This window comes from Corynebacterium guaraldiae (genome assembly GCF_053480195.1).
The window spans coordinates 17,722-38,817 of sequence record NZ_JBRBAU010000018.1; the positions used below are offsets into that span (position 1 = coordinate 17,722).

Genomic DNA, 21,096 nt, shown 5'->3' on the forward strand with positions numbered 1-21,096 from the left:
GATTAAGAGATGTCGATAGGCTAAGCCCGCATCTGTGCGCCGAGACGCTGCTGAGCCAGCTCCGCAGCGGCCAGACGATGCTGGTTCGCCTCGTCATCAGTCAGTGTGCGGTCATCAGCGCGGAAAAGAAGCTGGAAGGCAAGGGATTTCTTGCCCTCACCAAGCTGCTCGCCGCGGAAGACGTCGAAAAGCTCCACGGACTCCAGCAGCTCACCGGCGCCCTCCTCAACGACCTTACGAACCTCTTCAGCCGGGGTGGCATCATCGACGACCAACGCGATGTCTTGGTGCAGGGCCGGGAAGGAGGACAGCACAGGTGCCGGGAACTTTTCCTCCAACGGCAGTGCTGAAACATCGAGCTCCATGGCACACGTGCGTGCAGGAAGCTCCAAAGCCTCAAGAACCTGCGGGTGCAGCTCACCCGCATAACCCACGACCTGCTCTTCATCATCGGCGAGGACAATTGCAGCACAGCGACCCGGGTGCCACGGAAGCTGTTCGGCTGCCTTAACTGCAACGTCAACACCAGCGGAACGAGCCACCTGGCGCGCAGACTCGATCGCATCTGCGTAGCTATACGCGCGGCCGGTCCCCCACGGACCTTCGTGCTCAATGTTGCCGGTAGCAACCGTAGCCACGTGCAGCGGCTGCAGAGGCAGGGACTCCAAAAGCTCAGCCACGACGGACTCCTCCGGGCGGGACTCCACCGAAGGCATCGGCGACGCATCAGCGCGCTTGAAAGCCACCTGCTGGAGACCGAAAAGGGCAAGGTCGCTTCGGCCACGGGCCACGTTGCGCGCGATGGCCTCAAGAAGGTTCGGGAGCAACGTCGTGGACAGAATGGCCTTGTCGGACTCGAGAGGATTCTGCACGGCCACCGTCTGACGTCGCGGATCCTCCTTGTCCAAGCCCCATGTATCGAAGGTGTCGTTCGGGATAAACGGCGCCGGCAAGACCTCGGCATAACCGGCATAGGCCAAAGCGTGGCCAATAGCGCGGCGGCGCTTCTGGGCCGGCGTCAGACCGCGACCGCCTGCCGGGGTCGGCAGCACAGTGGGAATGTCCTCTAGCCCTTCTAGGCGCAGGACTTCCTCAATGAGGTCGACGTCCATGGAGATATCCGTGCGCCACGTCGCCGGGGTAACTTGCAGCTCATCACCGTTGTCGGTGACGTCGCAGCCCACCTCGCGCAGGCGCTGGATAATGGTGTCGCGGGAGTACTCCACGCCGGCGTATTCGCTGGGCTTGACGGTGCGCAGGGTGATGGGCTCTCGCTTGGCGACGTCTCCCACGAGCGTCCTGCCAGCCTCGATGGTGCCGCCAGCAATCTGCTGCAGCAGCGCGCAGGCGACGTCGAGGGCGACCTCGATGATGGCCGGGTCGACGCCGCGCTCGAAGCGGCGGGACGCCTCAGAGGAAAGCTTGTGACGGCGAGAGGTCCGGGCCACGGTGATCGGATCCCAGATGGCGGACTCGAAGTAGACATCCGTGGTCTCATCGGAAATCTCTGAGGTCGTACCGCCCATGACACCGGCAAGGGACTGAATGCCGTTGTCATCGCAGATGACCACGTCACCAGCCGACAGCTCACGCTTGACGTGATCTAGGGTCTCGAACTTCTCCCCTTCTGCGGCATTGCGCACCACGAGGTTGCCGCTGACCACATTGGCATCGAAGGCGTGCATCGGGGCACCCAGCAACAGCATGACGTAGTTCGTGACGTCGGTGGCCACGTTAACGCTGCGCTGGCCGGACAACATGAGCTCGCGCTCCATCCAAAATGGAGTTCGGGCAGCGGGGTCGATACCGGTGACCTTGCGCAGACCGAAGCGCTGGGCTTTGGTTTCCTCGCGCAGGTCAACGTCGATAAGCGCGCCCTGTGCCTGAGGAACAGCCGAGATATCCACACCGGCCGCGCTCGGGTCCTGAGCCGCGTCCGGGAAGGTGAGGTCAAACGCCGAAGCCACCTCGCGGGTCAAACCGCGCGCGGAGAGAGCGTAGCCGCGATCCGGGGTGATGTTGACGTCGAAGGCGGTATCAGCCAGACCGATGATGGGGCGGGCGTCCTCGCCGACCTTGTCCGCCACCTCGTCCCCCAGAACGATAATGCCGTTGGCCTTGTCGCCGAACCCGAGCTCAGCGGCGGAGCACATCATGCCGTTGGAGATATGGTCATAGGTCTCGCGGGAAGCAATCTTGAAGCCGCCGGGCAGCTCAGCACCTGGGAGGGAGACCACGACATAGTCATTGAGACGGAAATTGCGGGCACCACAGATGATGCCCTGCAGCTCGCCGGTGCCATTTGCGTGGCCAACGTTGACCTGGCAATAACGGATTGGCTTCTTGAACTGCGTGAGCTCTTCAATCTCGACGACCTGGCCAATAACCAGCGGGCCGGTCGTCTCTGGGAGGGCCTCAAATCCCTCAGTTTCAAAACCAACACGGACAAAGCCGGAGTCCAACTCTTCGGAAGGTACGCTCCAGCCGGAATTCGCGGTGCCCAGGATGCGGGTAACCCAGTCTTGGGAAATAAGCATTGTTTTCTCTCTATCCTTTCTCTGGGTTCCTATGCCTGCACGCCGAAGGGCAGGGTGAAGCGAACATCGCCTTCAACCATGTCACGCATATCGGTCAGACCATTGCGGAACTGCAAGGTGCGCTCAAGGCCCATGCCGAAGGCGAAACCTGTGTACTCCTCGGGGTCGATGCCCACGGCACGCAGAACGTTGGGGTTGACCATGCCGCAGCCGCCCCACTCGATCCAGCCGGGGCCGCCCTTCTTATTCGGGAACCACACATCGACCTCGGCCGAGGGCTCGGTGAACGGGAAGTAGTTCACGCGCATGCGGGTGGTGGTCTCGGGGCCAAAAAGAACCTTGGCTAGGTGCTCCAGGGTGCCGCGAAGGTGGGCCATGGTCAGCCCCTTGTCCACTGCTAGGCCCTCCACCTGGTGGAAGACCGGAGTATGGGTGGCATCGAGTTCGTCGGTGCGGAAAACACGACCCGGGCAAGCAATGTACAGCGGTACATCACGCTCAAGCATCGTGCGTACCTGCACCGGCGAGGTATGCGTACGCAAGACCTGCTTGGAGCCTTCCTTGCCCACATGGAAAGTGTCCTGCAACGTACGCGCAGGGTGATCGGGCTTGAAGTTCAGCGCATCAAAGTTAAAGTACTCGGCCTCAACCTCCGGGCCATCGGCAATCTCCCAGCCCATGCCCACGAAGATGTCGGCGATACGCTCCGACAACGCAGTAATAGGGTGCAAAGCACCAGTCTGCGCCCGCGTGGTGGGGACGGTGACATCGACTTTCTCCGCCTTCAGCTGAGCGGCGCGAGCCTCCTGCTCCAGCACTTCACGAATCTGCGCAAAGCGCTTTTCCACCTTGCCGCGGGCCATGTTTACCGCACGACCGGCGTCCTTGCGCTGATCCTTGGGCAACTGGCCCAGCGACTGGCGGGCCTGCGGAATATAGCCACCGTCACCAAGGTGTTCGCGGCGGGCGGAGGTGAGCTCGTCGAGGTCGGATGCAGCCTCGAAGGCGGCAATGGCCTTCTCCGCGGCGGCCCCCAGGGCCTCTTCGGTCAATTCGATCTGAGGTGTATCGGACACGTGCCTTGATTACCTTCTTCTCGCACAAAAACTAACGCGAGCTATCTTACCGTGCTTAACGACTACTGTGGCCACCAGCCCTAGTCACAGAGCAGGGCTAGCTGTTCTGTTGCTTGGCTGATTCATAAAGACAAATGCTGGCGGCCGTAGCCAGGTTGAGCGACTCTGCACGCCCAAGAATCGGAATGCGCACACGCATGTCAGCTTCGTCCAAGAGCTCGCCCAGTCCATGTGCTTCGTTACCGAACAACCAGGCGGTGGGTTGGCTCAGATCTGCATCAGCTAGATCTACTTCACCACCAGCAGCCGTGGCTAGCACCTGCATCCCGGAAGAGCGCAGCTTGCCCAGGACGTCCTTGATGTTGGGGTCGCGAGCAACGGGTACATGGAACAGCGACCCCGCCGACGCGCGCGCGACCTTGCAGCCCAAAGGGTCGACCGTCTCACCGGCGAAGATGACACCGTCCGCCCCCATGGCGTCCGAAGTCCTAATCAGGGTACCTGCGTTGCCAGGCTCAGACGTCAGCACTGGGACTGAGACCAGCTGTGGTTTGCCCGCCAGAATCTTGCCGGCGCTCCACAGGACGGGGCGGCACACGGCGAAGAGCCCGGTGCTCGTCGCGGTATCAGAAAGGTGCTTGGCCGCCTTATCCGTGATGGGGTGGACATAGACGTCCATATACCCGCAGGCTTGCACGATGTGGGCGAAGCGCTCGGCGGCTCGTTCCGTCACGAAGACGTCAGTCGCCGCCCCCGTGGACACCGCCGCGTCCACAGCGTTTTCGCCCTCGATGATGAAGCGCTCCGCCTTACGACGGTTGGCCGCGCGGTGCAGCTTGGCCGCATTGACTACGCGCGGCGTGCGTTCGGTAAAAGCAGAGGAGAAATCCAGATCCATGTATGTGACGGTACCGACCGAGCTTCACATTGAAAAGTCCCGCTTGCCCACCACGTTCGGGCGGGCAAGCGGGATGAGTATTCTCCGCGATTCTCTGCAGACGGTTACTTCTTCAGCGGTACGCCGTTTGCGTCCTTATCGTAATTGGAGAAACCACCGGCGATGAACACGAGCTCGACCCACTTCCAGATCACCAAACCAGCGACGAGGAAAATACCAATGATGATAAAGGAAGTAATAAGGCCGACGACGGCAAGAGCCAGCTGCCACATACCGCGCTTCGTGCGGCCGAGGTAGAAGTTATGAACTCCCAATTCACCCAAGAAGAAGCACAAGAGCAATGCTACTACCCATGACTTTTGCTCTCCTGCGGCTTGTGGCTGCTGGCCGTAGTGTGACTGGTAAGCGTCCTGCTGCGCTGGAACACTCTGAGGCGACTGCGAACCACCATACGGGGCCACGCTATATCCGTACTGGTCGTTCGAAGACCCGAAGGGGTTTGCCTGTTGCGGTTGTCCTCCATTAGAAGCGCCGCCATTGGGCTGATAAGCGTTGTTCGGGTTGGTCATTTCTCTTCTCTCCTTCACACCATGTATCTCTGGCCAGCCCCAAGGACTAAGGGCAGGCGGCTTTCATGACAGTACTGTGCAATGTAACACAATCCCTCGGGAGAAGCAGCGCTTGAGGGTTCTTGCGGGTATTACTCCCACAACGACAAAACCCACCGCCCCTCCATCAGAGGCGGTGGGTTCATCTGGCGTCTACGCGCGGCGCTTAGGCAGCCTTCGGAGCGTTGACGTCCTCCGGAAGTGCAGCCTTAGCAGCCTCGCACAGTGCGGAGAAAGCCTCGAAGTCATTAACTGCAAGCTCGGCGAGGATCTTGCGGTCAACCTCGATCTCAGCCAGGCGCAGGCCATGGATGAGGCGGTTGTAGGTGATGTCGTTCATACGAGCAGCAGCGTTGATGCGCTGGATCCACAGCTTGCGGAACTCGGACTTACGGGCGCGACGATCGCGGTAAGCGTAAGTCATGGAGTGCAGCCACTGCTCCTTGGCCTTGCGGTAAAGGCGGGAGCGCTGACCGCGGTAGCCCTTAGCGGACTTCAGGATTGCGCGACGCTTCTTCTTGGCGTTAACTGAGCGCTTTACTCGTGCCACAGTAATACTTCCTTATCTTGATTGTGAGTGTGTGGGGATGGGAGTTTCGGCGCTGACTATGCGCGGCCGAGAAGGCGCTTGACGCGCTTGGTGTCTGCCTTGGCGACGTCCTCGGTGCCCTTCAGACGACGGGTGCGCTTGGACGGCTTGCCCTCCAGGAGGTGGCGGCGGTTAGCCTGCTCGCGGCGCAGCTTGCCGGAGCCAGTCACCTTGATGCGCTTGGCGGTGCCCTTGTGAGTCTTCTGCTTCATGAGAATTAAATCCTTAAATCCTAAGTGGAGCGTGGTCTACTTCTTGCCTTTGCGGACGGGTCCAAGAACCATGGTCATGTTGCGACCATCCTGCTTGGGACGCGACTCCACAACGCCGACCTCTGCGACGTCGTCAGCCAAACGCTCCAACAGGCGGAAACCCAGCTCCGGACGCGACTGCTCGCGGCCACGGAACATGATGGTCACCTTTACCTTGGAACCCTTCTCCAGGAAGCGCACCACGTTGCCCTTTTTCGTCTCGTAATCGTGATCATCAATCTTCGGACGGAACTTTTGTTCCTTCACCACAGTTTGCTGCTGATTCTTACGGGACTCGCGGGCCTTCTGGGCCTGCTCGTACTTAAACTTGCCGTAATCCATGATCTTGGCTACGGGCGGCTTCGCGTTCGGTGCAACCTCGACCAAGTCAAGATCCGCTTCGTACGCGAGCTTGCGAGCATCGTCAGTACGGACGATGCCCACCTGTTCACCACCGGGGCCAACAAGACGGACCTCGGGTACTCGGATGCGCTCATTAATGCGAGCTTCAGCGCTGATTGTGGTTCTCCTCGATTGTGGGGCTAGTAGTGTGCCTACCGAGGCCACAAACGAATAAATCCCGGCGCCAGTGGCATCCGGGAGTTTCTTTTTCAAGCACGCACCACCATGTGGCGCCTACTCTTAACCTTTATCCTGCGCTGGAATGGTGATTCCTACGCGGCCTCAGGTGGGAGAAACTCCGCTTGCGGCCCAAGTACCTCCTGGAGGAGGCGCTACGGGCGGTAGTGCGCACTACTCTAACACCACATGCATCAATCACCAAATCGGCGTGCAGGTGAGTTAGTGGTTGTTTCGGCCGACGCACCTTGCCTCTTCGAAGCTGCGCTTGCCGACGCCTCCCTAGCCCTCGGCGCTGCGCCAGACGGCGCACAACCAACCAAGGGCTTTAGCGCGCCCTCCTTCAGAGCCTCGGTGACAACACGGTCTAGGCCTGAAGCAAGCAAGTTAAGAGCGGGTATAGCCTCCTCGGCGTAGTCGCCGGGCATGGTGACCTCAATGGCCAATCCCACCGTGCCATCGGCATCCTTACCGACCCCCTCGGTTTCCCGGACCCCAATCTGGCGGTGGGTATACCCGTTGTCCTCCTCGGAAAGCCCCCAGCCGCCTTTGGCCCGGGTATGCGGGAGGCGGTCGAGTCCATTGTCTTGCCATTCCACGATGTCATCCATCGCGTCATAAACCTGCGCGGCTTCGGGGATACACGGCAAGTGTGCGCCAAACTTGGCCTGCTCTTCGAGCAACCACGTGGAATATCCAAATGGTTCCTCAAATTCGCCGGATGAGTCGTATTCCTTCAAGAGAGCCTTGACTGCGCTTCCCGCGTCCCCCTCGGTCCAACGAACGTGGGACCACAGTGCGTAGGCGGCATCATTGTCTGATTCCTTAATGGCGAGGTCCACAAGCTCAGGGCTAGCCTCGTCGCGCAAAGCCGCGATGGCGATCGGCACCTTTACGGTTGACCATGCAGGCTCTTCGCCCCTTAGTCCAGCGTTGAATGTTCCCTGTTGATCCGCCACTGACACTCCGGCTTGAACGTCATACTCGCTTTCGACGTCTGCGACGACGGCGCGCAGCTCCGCATCGAGGCCGTAGCTGTTCTTAACCCCCTCACTAGATGTTTCTGGAGCTTCCTGCATTGCATCCCTATCCGGGGCAGAACAGCCCGCCGCAGTTGTAGCCGCGGCAAGACCGAGAGCCACCGCGGCCGCGTGCGTGAGCTTCTGCCCTACCATCACACCATCTCCTTGAGGAACCCTCCCGTATAGGAGCCTTCCACTTGTGCCACATCTTCTGGCGTGCCCTGAGCCACAACGGTACCGCCGCCGGAGCCGCCCTCGGGGCCCATGTCAACGATCCAATCCGCGGCCTTAATGACGTCCAGGTTGTGTTCGATGATGATAACGGAGTTGCCTTTATCCACCAGGCCCTGGATGACGAGCATGAGCTTGCGGATGTCCTCAAAGTGCAGGCCCGTCGTCGGCTCATCCAAGATGTAGACCGTGCGCCCATTCGTGCGCTTTTGTAGCTCAGATGCCAGCTTCACGCGCTGTGCTTCACCGCCGGAAAGTGTTGTAGCAGCTTGACCCAGGCGGACGTATCCAAGGCCCACCTCCACCAAGGTATTGAGGTAGCGGTGAATGGAGGTGATGGGCTCAAAGAACTCTGCGGCCTCTGAAATCGGCATGTTGAGAACCTCAGCAATGTTCTTACCCTTATAGAGAACCTCCAGGGTCTCGCGGTTATAGCGTGCGCCCTCGCATACTTCACAGGGCACGTAGACATCGGGCAGGAAGTTCATCTCAATCTTGATGGTGCCGTCACCTTGGCACGCTTCGCAGCGTCCGCCCTTGACATTGAAGGAGAACCGGCCCGGCTTGTAGCCGCGAACCTTGGCTTCCTGGGTTTCCGCGAAGAGGTTGCGGATTTTGTCGAAGACCCCTGTGTACGTCGCCGGATTCGAGCGCGGGGTGCGCCCGATGGGGCTCTGGTCCACCTGCACGAGTTTGTCAAGGTGCTCCACGCCCTCGACGCGTTTGGCTCGCCCCGGCACCTGGCGGGCGCGGTTGAGCTTATTGGCCAGGGTCTTGGCCAGAATTTGGTTGACCACGGTGGACTTTCCGGAACCGGACACGCCTGTAACGCAGACGAGGACGCCCAGGGGGATCTCCACGTCAATGCCCTTGAGGTTATTCTCGCGGGCGCCGACCACCTTGAGCATGCGCTCAGGTTCGATCGCGCGGCGCGTATCGGGGACAGCGAGCTTCTTCTTGCCCGAGAGGTATTGCCCAGTGAGCGATTCCTCCACGGCTTCGATACCGGCGGGTTCACCCTGATAGACCACCGTTCCGCCGTACTCGCCGGCGCGCGGCCCGACGTCGACAAGCCAGTCCGCCTCCCGAATGGTGTCTTCATCGTGCTCCACCACGATCAAGGTGTTTCCGATATCGCGCAGGCGCTTCAACGTGGCGATGAGGCGCTGGTTATCGCGCTGGTGTAGGCCGATGGAGGGCTCATCGAGCACGTAGAGAACTCCCGCCAGGCCGGAACCAATCTGGGTGGCGAGGCGGATGCGCTGCGCTTCACCACCGGACAGCGTGGAGGCGCCGCGGTCGAGGGTGAGGTAGTTCAGGCCGACGTCGAGAAGAAAGCGCAAGCGCGCCTGGATTTCCTTTAGTACAGCACCAGCGATGATCTCCTCGCGGTGGCCCAGAACAAGCGAGTCGAGGAATTCTGCTGCCTCCTCGATGGACAGTGCCGTCAGGCCCGCGATGGACTGCTCACCGTGAGCGGTCGAGGCTAAGCGCACCGCCAGGATTTCGGGCTTGAGGCGCGTGCCGTCGCAGGCATTACAAGGAACGCGACGGGTGTACTGAAGCAGGCGGTCCTTCTGCGATTCGGAATCAGCCTGATCAAGCTTGCGCTCCAGGAATCCGATGGCACCTTCAAAAGGTGCGGACCAATTGCGTTGGCGGCCATAGCGGTTCTTGTAGCGCACGCTGACTTCCACGTCAGTGCCATAAATCAAGGCGTGGCGCTGCTCCTCGGTCAACTCAGAAACCGGTGTGCGGGGATCGAAGTCGAGGGTCTTGGCTAGGCCTTCGACAAGCTTGACGAAGTACCTCGCATTGGGACTCGACGTCCACGGTTGGATGGCCTCCACAGCCGGAGCATCCGGGTCTGGGATCAGCAGATCAACGTCGACCTCAAGGCGGGTGCCCAAACCGTCACACACCGGGCAGGAACCGAAAGGTGCGTTGAAGGAGAAGGCGCGCGGCTCATATTCCTCAATGGTCAGCGTGTGGCCGTTGGGGCAGGCGGCCTTCTCCGAGTAGGTGTGAGTGAGCTCTTCCCGGTCGACGAAATCCAGGGTTACCAGGCCATCAGCCAAGCGCAGAGCAGTCTCCACGGAATCCGTCAGCCTCTGCTTTTGGGAAGCCTTGACCTGCAGACGGTCCACGACGACATCGATGTCATGCTTAATCTGCTTCTTTAGCTTGGGTGGATCACTGAGCTGGTAGAGCTCACCATCCACCCGAACGCGTGAATAGCCCTGCGCTGCGAGGTCCGCGAAGAGATCAACGAACTCGCCTTTACGGCGGCGCACAACCGGTGCGAGGACCTGGAACTTAAGCTTTTCCTCATGGCTTAAAACCTCATCCACGATTTGCTGCGGGGTTTGACGCTCAATGACGGCATCGCACTCAGGGCAGTGCGCAGTACCCGCGCGGGAGAAAAGCAGACGCAGGTAATCATAGATCTCGGTAATGGTTCCCACTGTTGAGCGCGGGTTATGATTGGTGGACTTTTGGTCAATGGACACCGCCGGAGAAAGCCCATCAATGAACTCAACGTCTGGCTTATCCATCTGACCAAGGAACATGCGCGCATAGGAACTCAAGGACTCAACGTAGCGCCGCTGGCCCTCGGCAAAGATGGTATCGAAAGCAAGCGAGGACTTGCCCGAGCCAGATAGGCCGGTAAACACCACCAATTTGTCGCGCGGAATATCGATGTCCACGCCCTTGAGATTGTGCTCACGCGCGCCGCGTACGACCAAACGATCAGCCACTAGTTGCTGCCTTCCTACACAAATGTATGTGTGTTCAGAGAGTTCTCAATCAGAATGTACCCGTATGGTTGGACTTATGAACAACGCCCTTAAGCTTCACAAAACTTCCGTGTCCGATATGGACAACAATTGCTACCTACTGTGTGCGGGCGAAGAAGCGCTGCTTATCGACGCCTCTGCTGACGCCCCCGCACTTCTTTCTCTAGCCGCCGATCACGGGGTAAAGATCACCTCCGTGCTTACCACCCACCGCCACTGGGACCACGTGCGTGCACTGAAAGAAGTCTTGGACGCAACCGGCGCCGAGCACTACGCCTCTTTCCTTGACTCCCCTGCCCTGCCCGCGCCCGTCGACGTAGAGCTCGAGCATGGCGATACTCTGCCTTTTGCCGGCTTCGACTTACCCGTCATCATTTTGCGCGGACACACTCCAGGCGGTGCAGCGGTTGCAGCGGAGATTGACGGTGTCACAAACCTCTTCGTCGGCGATTCCCTCTTCCCCGGCGGCGTAGGGAAAACCACCTCGGAAGGTGACTTCGTGCGCCTGTACAAGGATGTCACGCAGCGGCTCTTTGGTGTTTACCCCGACGAAGCGATCGTCCGCCCTGGGCACGGAGCGCCCACAACGCTCGGTGCAGAGCGCCCGCACCTAGACGAGTGGTGGGAGCGGCGTTGGTAACTACGTGTTAACTGCTGCGCTTACAGCAACAGTTGTTTAATCCGCGTACTATGGTGTGTCGAACGTCTTTATAGATCTATCGAATGGAGCACATCATGATTCGTAAGTTTGCTCGTCCTATGCTGGCCTCCGTGTTCATTTGGGATGGTGTGGATACGCTCCGCAACACCTCGGAGCACGTCGCGGACACCGAGTCCGTGCTCAAGCGCCTGCGCAAGGTGCTGCCGCGCGAGTACGCAGGCTACATCCCTAACGACCCCGAGTTGGTTACCCGCGCGCTCGGCGGCGCAAAGACCGTCGCGGGCACAAGCTTGGCGCTGGGCAAAGCACCGCGCACCTCCGCTGCCGTGCTGGCGCTGACTCACGTCCCCAACTTGGTTGGAAATGCTTTCTGGACCGCAGATTCCAAGGAAGAAAAGGAAGCACAGCGCAACGGCTTCATTACCAACACCGCTCTGCTCGGTGCCCTGGCCATCGTTACCCAGGACACCGAAGGCAAGCCCTCTGTGCGTTGGCGCGCTGCCAAGGCTTCCGAGCGCGCAAACAAGAAGATCCAGCAGGCACTGCCGGGCAAGTCCGAGCAGCAGAAGTTTGCGGAGGACCTCTCCACCCGCGCCAATGAGATTTCTTCTGATGTCACGGCAAAGGCCACTGACTGGTTCGAGACTGCCAAGGACTACGTCGAAGATAACCGCGATGATTGGGAGTCCACCGGTCGCGATTTCCTCGAATCTGCTCGCACCTTTGTCGAGGACACCGCCGAGACCGCGCGCGAGTTCATCGACGACAACAAGGATGACTGGCTCGACGCTGCACGCGAGAACTCCGCTACCGCTCGCAAGGGCCTAGTCAAGGCGGCCGGCAAGGCACAGGACCGCGCTGACGCGGCCCTAGCCAAGGCCGATTCGCTTGATAGCAAGCGCGCCCAGAAGAAGGCTCGCAAGCGCGCAGAAAAGCTGCAGAAGGAAGCTTCCAAGAAGCTCGATAAGGCTTTCAAAAAGTTTGGTGACCGCTTCTAAACACCTCGCCTCAGGCTGCGGATAGCCCCGCAACGCACCGCGATACATGGAAGCGGTGGAGACAACAACGGCTCAGCTAGTATGCTGGGCCGTTGTTCTTTTCCACCCAGGAGAAGCCTTCAAACGCGCCCAAGGAGCCTTGTGTCTGAATCTTCATCCGCGCCTCGCACCGAAAACCCTGGTGCTCAAGCAAACGATCCGCGCACCGAGATTGCCAGCGAACAAGCCTACGTCGATGGCCTTTTTGCGCGTCTCGATAACGAGGTCCACGCCGCAAATGAACGCCTCAATGAGGTACAGGCCGCCGTCGATCCGCATACCCCGGATGCCGATGCTCTGGTGCGCCGCGAAACCGAGTATCACGGGCTGCAGGCCAAGCTGGACCGTCTAAACATCGCCCAACTCGGACTAGTTTTTGGGCGCATCGACATTGACGCGCCCGGTGATAACCCCACCCCGGAGGGACTAGACCGCCGCTATATCGGCCGCATGGGGCTCGATGCCCGCGAGGAGGATTACCGCACGCTCCTTCTGGATTGGCGCGCCCCGATGGCGCGACCTTTCTACCTTGCCACCACCGCGCACCCCGAGGGAGTCCACGTCCGCCGGCACATCAGGACTACTGGGCGCACGGTAACCGGAATCAGCGACGAAGTTCTCGAAGGCGAGTCACACACCGACAGCAGCGACGTTGCCAGTGAGTCCGCCCTCCACCACGTCATGCAACAGGCCCGCACTGGGCACATGCCTTCCATTGTGGAAACCATTCAGAGGGAGCAGGACGAAATCATCCGTGACAGCACGCGCGGCGTCATGGTGGTCGAAGGCGGGCCAGGAACCGGCAAGACGGCGGTGGCACTGCACCGTGTGGCCTATTTGCTCTACACCTACCGCGAACAGCTAGCCGCCACGGGTGTGCTCATCGTAGGTCCCAACTCCACCTTCCTGGAGTACATCTCCCGGGTGCTTCCGGAGCTTGGTGAAACCGGCGTTGTGCTTTCTACCATCTCTTCCCTCTTCCCCGGCATTGAAGCTACTCACCCTGAGTCCCTGCTCGCGCGCGAAATCAAGGGTTCCGCGGCCATGGTGGAGATCCTCGGCAACGCGGTGAAGGACTATCAGCGCCTGCCGGAACAATCGCGCACGCTCGAAATCGATCGGCTCGAGCTCACCGTGGACCCACAGATGGTCAAGGCAGCACGGACGCGTGCACGGCGCTCGCGCAAACCACACAACGATGCCCAGGCAGCGTTTGCGGAACACCTCACCGAGTCACTGGCCCAGCAGATGGCTGAACGCATTGGCGCTGACCCTCTCGGCGGCAACAACCTGCTCTCCCGCGCGGATGTGGATCAGCTCCACGACGACCTCGCGGAAGAACCCCAGGTGCTGGAGCTCATCGACGAGTTCTGGCCCCACCTGACACCCACCGATGTCCTCGCCGATCTCCTCAGCAGCACCGAACGCATCGATTCGGCGGCCGGCGACTATGATGATGAAACCCGCAGTGCGCTCTACCGTGAGGACGGCCGAGCTTGGGCGCCTTCCGACGCCACGCTTCTCGACGAACTTGCAGTTCTCATCGGCATGCCCGACCCCGAAGCAGAACGTGTCGCCGAAGAAAAAGAATGGCGCGAGCAGGTCGCAGAGGCAGAAGACGCACTCGATATCCTGAGCTCTTCCGATTCCACCGACAACGATGACGACATGTTCGAAGCAGAGATTCTCTCTGCCCACGACGTCATCGACGCCGAGCACCTCGCTCGACGCCACGAGGTTCGGGACTCCCGCACCACCGCCCAGCGCGCCCGTGAAGACTACACGTGGGCCTACGGGCACGTCATCGTCGACGAGGCCCAAGAACTCACCCCGATGGAATGGCGCATGATTTTTCGCCGTAGCCCCTCGCGATGGATGACTCTCGTGGGCGACACATCCCAGACCGGTGCCCCTGCCGGCGTCGATGATTGGGCGGACACGCTCGAGCCGTTCGTCGGCCAGCGCTTTCGGCTTCACGGGTTAAGCGTCAACTACCGCACCCCGCGCCCAATTACCGAATTGGCCAATCAACTCTTGGAATCCATCAACCCCGAAGCGACGCCAGGTATCGCTGTCCGCGACGGCGTGGACGTCATCTGGCGCGATGATACGGACGACCTTGAGCCAGCTACCTTCCAGGATGATGAAGGGCGCCTGCGGGCTGTGATCACTGCGGCCAACGTTGAGCACACCAAGGGACTAGAGTTTGACCACGTCACCGTAGTCAACCCGGATGACATCGTGGCAGCATCACCGCAAGGTTTGCACAACCTCTACGTGGCCCTCACGCGCGCGACGCAGTCCTTGACCATCGCCGGCCGTTACGCGGAGGTTTTCGGTTAGTCTGGTGCGCATGGCACTTTCCGATATCGCCCGCAAAGTCGAATCCACCGCGAATGCATTCTCACTTAAGCACTCCGCACGCAAAGGCTGGCAACCCAGCATTACTGGCTATGCCGGCTACGGCAACGAGGACTTTGTCCATGTGCTTGGCCGCGTGCTCATGCACGATCCCAAGGCTGAGGAACGCGATACGTGGACCCAACGCGGATACCGCCAATTCTTCACCATCCAGGTCACGCACCACGAGGTCGAAGTAACAGTTGGTGGTAAGACGGTGCCGGGCACCACGAACGACAACGGCTATATCGATGTCCTCGTCCATGATCACGGGCTAGAACCTGGCTGGCACGACGTCACCATTCGCGCCAAAGGCGCAGACGAGGTGCGCGCGGAAGTCCTCATCGTGGACAAAGACACGACATTCGGTGTGGTCAGCGATATCGATGACACCATCATGGTGACCTGGCTGCCGCGAGCCATGATTGCAGCGTGGAATTCCTGGGTAAAGCGCACCAATACGCGAACCCCCGTCGAAGGCATGGCCAGTTTCTACCGGGAGATCTCTCAACAGCACCCAGAGGTTCCCTTCGTCTACCTCTCCACCGGTGCGTGGAATACCTATGACACCTTGGTCAATTTCATGGCGGAGAACGGCTTCCCACGTGGCCCACTGTTGCTCACCGACTGGGGCCCAACGCCCACCGGTCTTTTCCGCAATGGCCAAGAACACAAGCGCGTCCAACTGCGCAATTTGTTCATTGCTTTCCCCAAATTGCGCTGGCTTCTCATCGGTGATGATGGGCAGCACGATCCTCTGACTTATGCCGACGCCGCGGCGGAGCATCCCGACCGTGTGGCAGCGGTAGCAATACGCAACCTCACGCCACAAGAGCAGCTGCTCTCCCATGGCTCGCTTGCTCCCTTGGTCAAGGTCAACAAAGAGTCTTCTTTCGATATCCCGCTCATTCAAGGCGCCGACGGTAACGCCCTCGCCCGCGCCTATCGCAAGCTTCGGTTCGGCTCTTAGAAAAGCACCACAACGCGCAAACACGCCCCAGAGACTTCCGACGAAGAAGTTTCTGGGGCGTGTGCGCGCCGTAGCCCGAGAAGGCTTAGTTCACGGTGTGGACGATCATGACGTCACAATCAGACTGACGCGCGACATCCGCCGGAACCGAACCGAGCAGACGGCCGGTCAAAGAATTAATTCCGCGGTTACCAACGATGAGCAGGTCAGCCTTGTTGTCGTTGACGATCGACATCAGGGCTTGAACCGGGGTGCCCGGACGCACAGCGGTCTCCACCTTCGTCACGCCGAACTTCTCTGCGTGTTCCTTACCGGAGGCGAGGTTGGCCTGAGCCTTCTCATCGCCGAGAATCGTCACTGAATCCTGGCGCAGTGTCTTGGAGGCTTGCTCCTGGTTCTCGTAGTAGGCGCAACCGATGATGAGGGTGGCATCGAAGGCTGCGGCGATCTTGGCGGCGCGCTCCACTGCGAGCAGGGAGGACTTGGAACCGTCGGTACCGACCACGATCTTGTTGTAATCGCTCATGATGACCTTTCTTCGCTGGGCCCCAACCTTGAGGCCACCGCTAAACAAAATTCTAAAAGCTTTTGCGCACCCGCTAGTCTAACAACGCTGGCGTGTTCGCGTCGATCAGCGCGTGTGCTGTGCACCCGACTGGGTCCCGGCGCTTACTCAGTGGTGTTGACCACCACAACATCCGCGTGGGCCTTACGGGTTAGCTCCGTCGCAACGGAACCGAATACCCGGCCGCGAACTGAATGGATTCCCTTGTTACCCACCACGAACAAGTCGACGTCATAGTCCTTGCCCACCTCGATGAGTGAGTTCACAGGGTCGCCAGACTTAGCGATGATCTCGATGCGCTTCGCGCCCTCGCCGTGCGCGATCTCCGCGGCATTGTTGAGGAAATTCTCCGACATTTCCTCGCTGACAACGGGCACGCGGGCGTCCTCTGCGTTCGGTGCGCCGAGCATCGAACCGGAGTGGTTGTAGAAAGCAGACACGATGATCAACGTCGCATCATAAGCACGCGCCATAGATGCGGCAGAACGGACGGCACGCAGGGATGTCGGTGATCCATCGGTTCCCACGGCGATGACGTTGTAGCTCAGCATGATTCTCCTTATAACTAGTGGTTAATCCCTAACAGTATGGCACGGCTGCCGGCACTGAGTGTGGTGTTACCCGCCCAGTGCACTAACGAGGTCTCAGTACGCCGGCCCAGACTGTTAAATCCCGGCCTCTTTGAGTCCACGTTGCTCCTTCTTCAGGTCCGCGATTTCATCGCGCAAGCGCCCCGCCAGCTCGAATTTAAGCTCTCGGGCGGCTTCGCGCATTTGGATCGTCAGGTCGTCGATAAGCGCCTGCACCTCGTCGGCAGCCATGGAAGACACATCGGGCTTCTCGACGATTGCCGTGGGGTCCGCCCCCTGCTCCTGTTCATCGGCGTTGTCGTAGACCTGGTCCAAAATGTCAGCGATCTTCTTGCGCAATGGCTGCGGGTCGATGCCGTGTTCCTTGTTATAGGCAATCTGCTTTTCACGGCGGCGCTCAGTCTCCTCGATGGCTTCCTGCATCGAGTCCGTAATCTTGTCTGCGTACATGATGACCTCACCGGACACGTTTCGGGCGGCGCGGCCAATTGTCTGGATGAGCGAAGTGGTGGAACGCAGGAAGCCTTCCTTGTCTGCGTCCAAAATAGCGACGAGTGAGACTTCGGGAAGGTCGAGGCCCTCGCGCAGCAGGTTAATACCAACGAGCACATCGAATTCACCCAAGCGCAGCTGCCGCAGTAGCTCCACGCGCTGCAGCGTATCGATATCCGAGTGGAGGTAGCGCACCTTGATGCCATGCTCCAGAAGGTAATCAGTGAGGTCTTCTGCCATGCGCTTAGTCAAGGTGGTGACCAATACACGCTCCTGCTTAGCGGTGCGGGCGCGGACCTCATCGATGAGGTCATCGATCTGGCCCTTGGTGGGTTTGACCGTCACCTTGGGATCCACCAGGCCGGTGGGGCGAATGACCTGTTCCACGAACTCGCCGCCGGAGGCCGTCATCTCGAAATCACCAGGCGTGGCCGACATGTAGACCGTTTGCCCCACGCGCTCTTCGAACTCATCAAAGGTGAGCGGACGGTTATCCACAGCAGACGGCAAACGGAAGCCAAACTCCACGAGGTTGCGCTTGCGGGCCATATCACCCTCAAACATGCCGCCGATCTGCGGGACGGTCACGTGGGACTCATCGATGATGGTGAGGAAGTCCTCTGGGAAGTAATCCAAGAGCGTCGCCGGCGCCGAACCGGCGGGGCGCCCGTCAACGTGGCGCGAATAGTTCTCAATGCCGGAGCAAAAGCCCACCTGCTCGATCATCTCGAGGTCGTATTCGGTGCGCATTCGCAGGCGCTGTGCTTCGAGCAACTTGCCGCGGTTCTCCAGCTCGGCGAGGCGTTCCGCAAGTTCTTCCTTGATGTCCTCGATGGCCCGCGCCATGCGCTCTGGACCCGCCACGTAATGAGTCGCGGGGAAGATTCGCACCTCGTCGACTCGCTCGAGAACATCGCCCGTCAACGGGTGGATGTAGTAGAGCTCGTCCACGTCATCGCCGAAGAATTCGATGCGCACCGCGCGCTCCTCATAGGCGGGGATGATATCCACGGTATCGCCCTTGACGCGAAAGGTTCCGCGCGTAAAACCTACGTCATTGCGCTCGTACTGGATATCCACGAGCAGGCGCAGGAAGCGATCGCGGTCGATCTCCTCCCCTTCCTCCAGCACGACCGAACGGTCGAGGTAGGACTGCGGCGTGCCCAAGCCATAGATGCAGGACACAGAGGACACCACGACAACGTCGCGGCGAGAAAGAAGCGCCGAGGTGGCGGAGTGGCGCAGGCGTTCCACGTCCTCATTAATGGAGGAGTCCTTCTCAATATAGGTATCCGTCTGCGCGATATAGGCTTCCGGCTGGTAGTAGTCGTAGTAAGAAACGAAGTACTCAACGGCGTTGTGCGGGAGGAGCTGACGCAGCTCATTTGCCAACTGGGCCGCCAGCGTCTTATTCGGCGCCATCACCAGGGTTGGGCGCTGCTGTTTTTCAATGAGCCACGCGGCAGTAGCGGACTTACCGGTACCCGTGGCACCCATGAGGACGACGTCGCGCTCGCCGCGACTCAGCCGCTCATCCAGTTCCGCGATGGCGGCGGGTTGGTCGCCTGCGGGCTGGTACTCTGATTCAACACGAAAATCGGCCGAGCGCCGTTCGATTTCACCGACGGGGCGGTGTTCCGAGACCGGCAGGATAGGGTGTTCAGCAGCAAAAGCCATGCCGACCAGTCTAACGCGCCGAAGCCTAAACCTGCTAGGTCCCGGCAGCTCAACAACCCAGCCACTGTGTGAGGCAAGAGAGAACGGTTTAGGGCAATACAGCACGCGTCGTGCGCAGCCACAGATCTAACTCACCCGTGGTTTCCCACAGTGCATAGATCGGGGAATTATTGGGCTCCATCGCTGTGTTAATTTTCTTGCGCAGCCAGGCCCGAGTCTGCGGTGTGCGCAGCGCTTTAACGGATTCGACACTGACTCCAGCGGGAAGTTTGTCCGCCGGGGACGTCGCCAGTGCGCCTAAGGCGATGACGACCTCGGCGTCGTCAACATCGATGGGAGAATCCACGCAGCTTTTCTTAAACGTGTCGAGGTCGAAAGAGCCATCACGAATTTCCGCGAGCACTTCGCACGCGGCGTGATTATCAAAAGGCCCAACGTCCCAGGTTCCCATGGAGGGGCAGATTAAGCACTCAAGATGAACGGGGCACGAGCACAAGGTAAATTTTAGCCACCATATGCTTTAAAAGTTGCCGCTCTCCTTTAGAATCGGCTGGCATGAAGTTTCGTTCCCTCGCCAGCGCAGTGACCATCGCCGGTCTCGTGCCCGTCGCTATCGTGTCCCACACGCCCACCGCCCAAGCTTCTCCGTGTACGGCCTATTCGAAGTCCGGTAGCTTCACGTCGAAGCCCGAGGCCTCCGGGCCGGGAGGCGGCTCTTCGCTAGGAGGGCTCGACGCGCTGCTGGGGAGCTCCTCCCGTTCGAGCAGTTCAGGTGACTCCGCAGCACCACAGCGCAGCAACTATAACCAGCGCCAAATCACCGGCGGACCGACCCAAATCATGCAGCTCATCACCGGTTCCGGTTCCCCGAACCGCACCGACCAAAAATTCGACATTTCCGGAACCGACCTCGGCATTGCCTACTCTGACAACGCGGGCCGCTCCTACTACGTCTTCGGCGATTCCATGGATTGTTCGAGCGACGGTGATGGGTGGCGTTCCAACCTCCTCTTGCGCACGAGCGACCACGACTACGGTGATGGCCTACGTCTGGAGGAGGCGCTGACTAATTCCGGATGGTCCGCCAATGGCCGCGCAAAGGAGTTCATCCCCTCCCAAAAGGTGGGAGATCAAGATACCAACGGCGAGCGCACCACCATCCCCACAGCGGGCATCGTGGTCGACGGCGTGCACTACATCGACTACATGTCCGTGCGCTCTTGGCACGACCCGAAAACCGGCTGGTCAACCAACTTTGGTGGGACCGTGAAGTCGACCGACGGCGGAGTCACGTGGCGCGCGGTACCGGAGGCCACACGCACTAACGCTAGCCACGGGACGAACGCTCCCATTCCCGGCGGCGCAAACTACCGCCCAGGGTTCGAAAAGCTGCAGCAATCGGCCTTCATCGAGCACGACGACTATATCTACCGTTACTCCACCGGAAACGGCCGCCGTGGCCCGGCATATTTATCCCGCGCGTTGAAATCTGAATTCCCCAACGAAGATGCCTTCAGCTACTACTCAGATGGCTCATGGGTGAAGGATCCCGCGCGGGCCACCGAGGTGCTCGATGGCAAGGTCTCCGAGCTTTCCGTGGCCTACAACCACTACTTGGGCAAGTACGTCACCATGTATGGAGTGGAGGGAGAGGGCATCGTCATGCGCACCGCGGATAGCCCCGAAGGACCGTGGTCGCCGCGCCGCATGCTTGTGGGCGCGAAGACCACCGAGGTTGTCAGCGGCGAGCCACTCAACGACACGTACGCGCCCTTCGTGCTGCCAGACCAGGATGACCAGCACCTGTATTACACGCTGACATCGTGGCACGATTACAACACCATGCTGATGCGCACTGACCTTGATTTCGTGGGCGAGGACATGGAAAACAACGACCACATCGCAGTCTCTGACGTCGTAGCAACGCGCTAGGAGCTTCTGCCAGAAAACTGTTGCTAGGAAGTTGCGTGCCTAACCTAGGCGGGCGCTGTGATGTCTAGCGACTTTTTGGACACGGAGTCCAGGATGTTTTTGGACGGGATGTCTAGTGGCTTTTTGGACGTTTGCGGCGGTGGAATAGCCGGATGGCTATTCCATTGCATAAGCGTAGAAAGG

The 21,096-nt window shown here is 59.9% G+C and carries 18 protein-coding genes; 5 read left to right on the forward strand and 13 right to left on the reverse strand.

Translation table 11 applies throughout. The annotated features are described in order from the left end of the window. Nucleotides 1-20: 20 nt before the first annotated feature. The 9 genes from pheT to uvrA form a co-directional block, all read right to left on the reverse strand. Nucleotides 21-2,537: a phenylalanine--tRNA ligase subunit beta gene (gene pheT, locus ACUY3D_RS11680; protein ID WP_448241151.1), complete on the reverse strand. Its 2,517-nt coding sequence runs from the start codon at nucleotides 2,535-2,537 to the stop codon at nucleotides 21-23. A gap of 29 nt (nucleotides 2,538-2,566) precedes the next feature. After that, nucleotides 2,567-3,613, reverse strand: a complete 1,047-nt coding sequence (gene pheS, locus ACUY3D_RS11685) for a phenylalanine--tRNA ligase subunit alpha (protein WP_448241152.1) — start codon at nucleotides 3,611-3,613, stop codon at nucleotides 2,567-2,569. Nucleotides 3,614-3,710: 97 nt separating this feature from the next. Continuing rightward, nucleotides 3,711-4,511, reverse strand: a complete 801-nt coding sequence (locus ACUY3D_RS11690) for a TrmH family RNA methyltransferase (protein WP_394574297.1) — start codon at nucleotides 4,509-4,511, stop codon at nucleotides 3,711-3,713. 104 nt (nucleotides 4,512-4,615) lie between these two features. After that, on the reverse strand, nucleotides 4,616-5,080 hold the full coding sequence (locus ACUY3D_RS11695) for a TM2 domain-containing protein (protein ID WP_448241153.1): 465 nt from the start codon (nucleotides 5,078-5,080) through the stop codon (nucleotides 4,616-4,618). A 205-nt stretch (nucleotides 5,081-5,285) separates the two neighbouring features. Next, nucleotides 5,286-5,669 carry a 50S ribosomal protein L20 gene (rplT, locus tag ACUY3D_RS11700; protein WP_005323264.1) on the reverse strand — a complete coding sequence of 128 codons (384 nt, stop codon included), beginning with the start codon at nucleotides 5,667-5,669 and terminating at the stop codon, nucleotides 5,286-5,288. A gap of 56 nt (nucleotides 5,670-5,725) precedes the next feature. Beyond that, nucleotides 5,726-5,920 carry a 50S ribosomal protein L35 gene (gene rpmI, locus ACUY3D_RS11705; RefSeq protein WP_010190075.1) on the reverse strand — a complete coding sequence of 65 codons (195 nt, stop codon included), beginning with the start codon at nucleotides 5,918-5,920 and terminating at the stop codon, nucleotides 5,726-5,728. A 36-nt stretch (nucleotides 5,921-5,956) separates the two neighbouring features. Continuing rightward, the gene (gene infC, locus ACUY3D_RS11710; RefSeq protein ID WP_083299163.1) at nucleotides 5,957-6,526 is read right to left on the reverse strand and encodes a translation initiation factor IF-3; all 570 of its coding nucleotides are present in this window, start codon (nucleotides 6,524-6,526) and stop codon (nucleotides 5,957-5,959) included. A 206-nt stretch (nucleotides 6,527-6,732) separates the two neighbouring features. Beyond that, on the reverse strand, nucleotides 6,733-7,713 hold the full coding sequence (locus ACUY3D_RS11715; RefSeq protein ID WP_448241154.1) for a serine hydrolase: 981 nt from the start codon (nucleotides 7,711-7,713) through the stop codon (nucleotides 6,733-6,735). After that, nucleotides 7,713-10,550 carry an excinuclease ABC subunit UvrA gene (uvrA, locus tag ACUY3D_RS11720; protein WP_448241155.1) on the reverse strand — a complete coding sequence of 946 codons (2,838 nt, stop codon included), beginning with the start codon at nucleotides 10,548-10,550 and terminating at the stop codon, nucleotides 7,713-7,715. Before uvrA ends, ACUY3D_RS11715 begins: the two co-directional genes overlap by 1 nt. A gap of 76 nt (nucleotides 10,551-10,626) precedes the next feature. On the opposite strand from uvrA, the gene ACUY3D_RS11725 reads away from it, so the two are divergent. From ACUY3D_RS11725 to ACUY3D_RS11740, 4 genes are all read left to right on the forward strand, one after another. Then, on the forward strand, nucleotides 10,627-11,229 hold the full coding sequence (locus tag ACUY3D_RS11725; protein WP_448241156.1) for an MBL fold metallo-hydrolase: 603 nt from the start codon (nucleotides 10,627-10,629) through the stop codon (nucleotides 11,227-11,229). Between the two features lie 95 nt (nucleotides 11,230-11,324). Continuing rightward, nucleotides 11,325-12,248, forward strand: coding sequence for a DoxX family protein (locus ACUY3D_RS11730; RefSeq protein ID WP_448241157.1), 924 nt, complete (start codon nucleotides 11,325-11,327; stop codon nucleotides 12,246-12,248). 141 nt (nucleotides 12,249-12,389) lie between these two features. Then, nucleotides 12,390-14,630: a HelD family protein gene (locus ACUY3D_RS11735; protein ID WP_448241158.1), complete on the forward strand. Its 2,241-nt coding sequence runs from the start codon at nucleotides 12,390-12,392 to the stop codon at nucleotides 14,628-14,630. Nucleotides 14,631-14,640: 10 nt separating this feature from the next. Next, nucleotides 14,641-15,657 (forward strand): App1 family protein phosphatidate phosphatase, encoded by a 1,017-nt coding sequence (locus ACUY3D_RS11740; RefSeq protein ID WP_070624015.1) that lies wholly within the window; start codon nucleotides 14,641-14,643, stop codon nucleotides 15,655-15,657. Between the two features lie 85 nt (nucleotides 15,658-15,742). On the opposite strand, the gene ACUY3D_RS11745 is transcribed toward ACUY3D_RS11740, so the two are convergent. From ACUY3D_RS11745 to ACUY3D_RS11760, 4 genes are all read right to left on the reverse strand, one after another. Next, nucleotides 15,743-16,183 (reverse strand): universal stress protein, encoded by a 441-nt coding sequence (locus ACUY3D_RS11745; protein ID WP_010190091.1) that lies wholly within the window; start codon nucleotides 16,181-16,183, stop codon nucleotides 15,743-15,745. Nucleotides 16,184-16,326: 143 nt separating this feature from the next. Next, the gene (locus ACUY3D_RS11750; protein ID WP_070523204.1) at nucleotides 16,327-16,773 is read right to left on the reverse strand and encodes a universal stress protein; all 447 of its coding nucleotides are present in this window, start codon (nucleotides 16,771-16,773) and stop codon (nucleotides 16,327-16,329) included. A gap of 114 nt (nucleotides 16,774-16,887) precedes the next feature. Then, nucleotides 16,888-18,981 (reverse strand): excinuclease ABC subunit UvrB, encoded by a 2,094-nt coding sequence (gene uvrB, locus ACUY3D_RS11755; RefSeq protein ID WP_448241159.1) that lies wholly within the window; start codon nucleotides 18,979-18,981, stop codon nucleotides 16,888-16,890. Between the two features lie 88 nt (nucleotides 18,982-19,069). After that, on the reverse strand, nucleotides 19,070-19,432 hold the full coding sequence (locus tag ACUY3D_RS11760; protein WP_193634440.1) for a DUF4259 domain-containing protein: 363 nt from the start codon (nucleotides 19,430-19,432) through the stop codon (nucleotides 19,070-19,072). A 104-nt stretch (nucleotides 19,433-19,536) separates the two neighbouring features. Here ACUY3D_RS11760 and ACUY3D_RS11765 point away from each other — a divergent pair, with 104 nt between their 5' ends. Then, nucleotides 19,537-20,913, forward strand: coding sequence for a glycoside hydrolase family 183 protein (locus ACUY3D_RS11765; RefSeq protein ID WP_193629405.1), 1,377 nt, complete (start codon nucleotides 19,537-19,539; stop codon nucleotides 20,911-20,913). Nucleotides 20,914-21,096 lie beyond the last annotated feature (183 nt).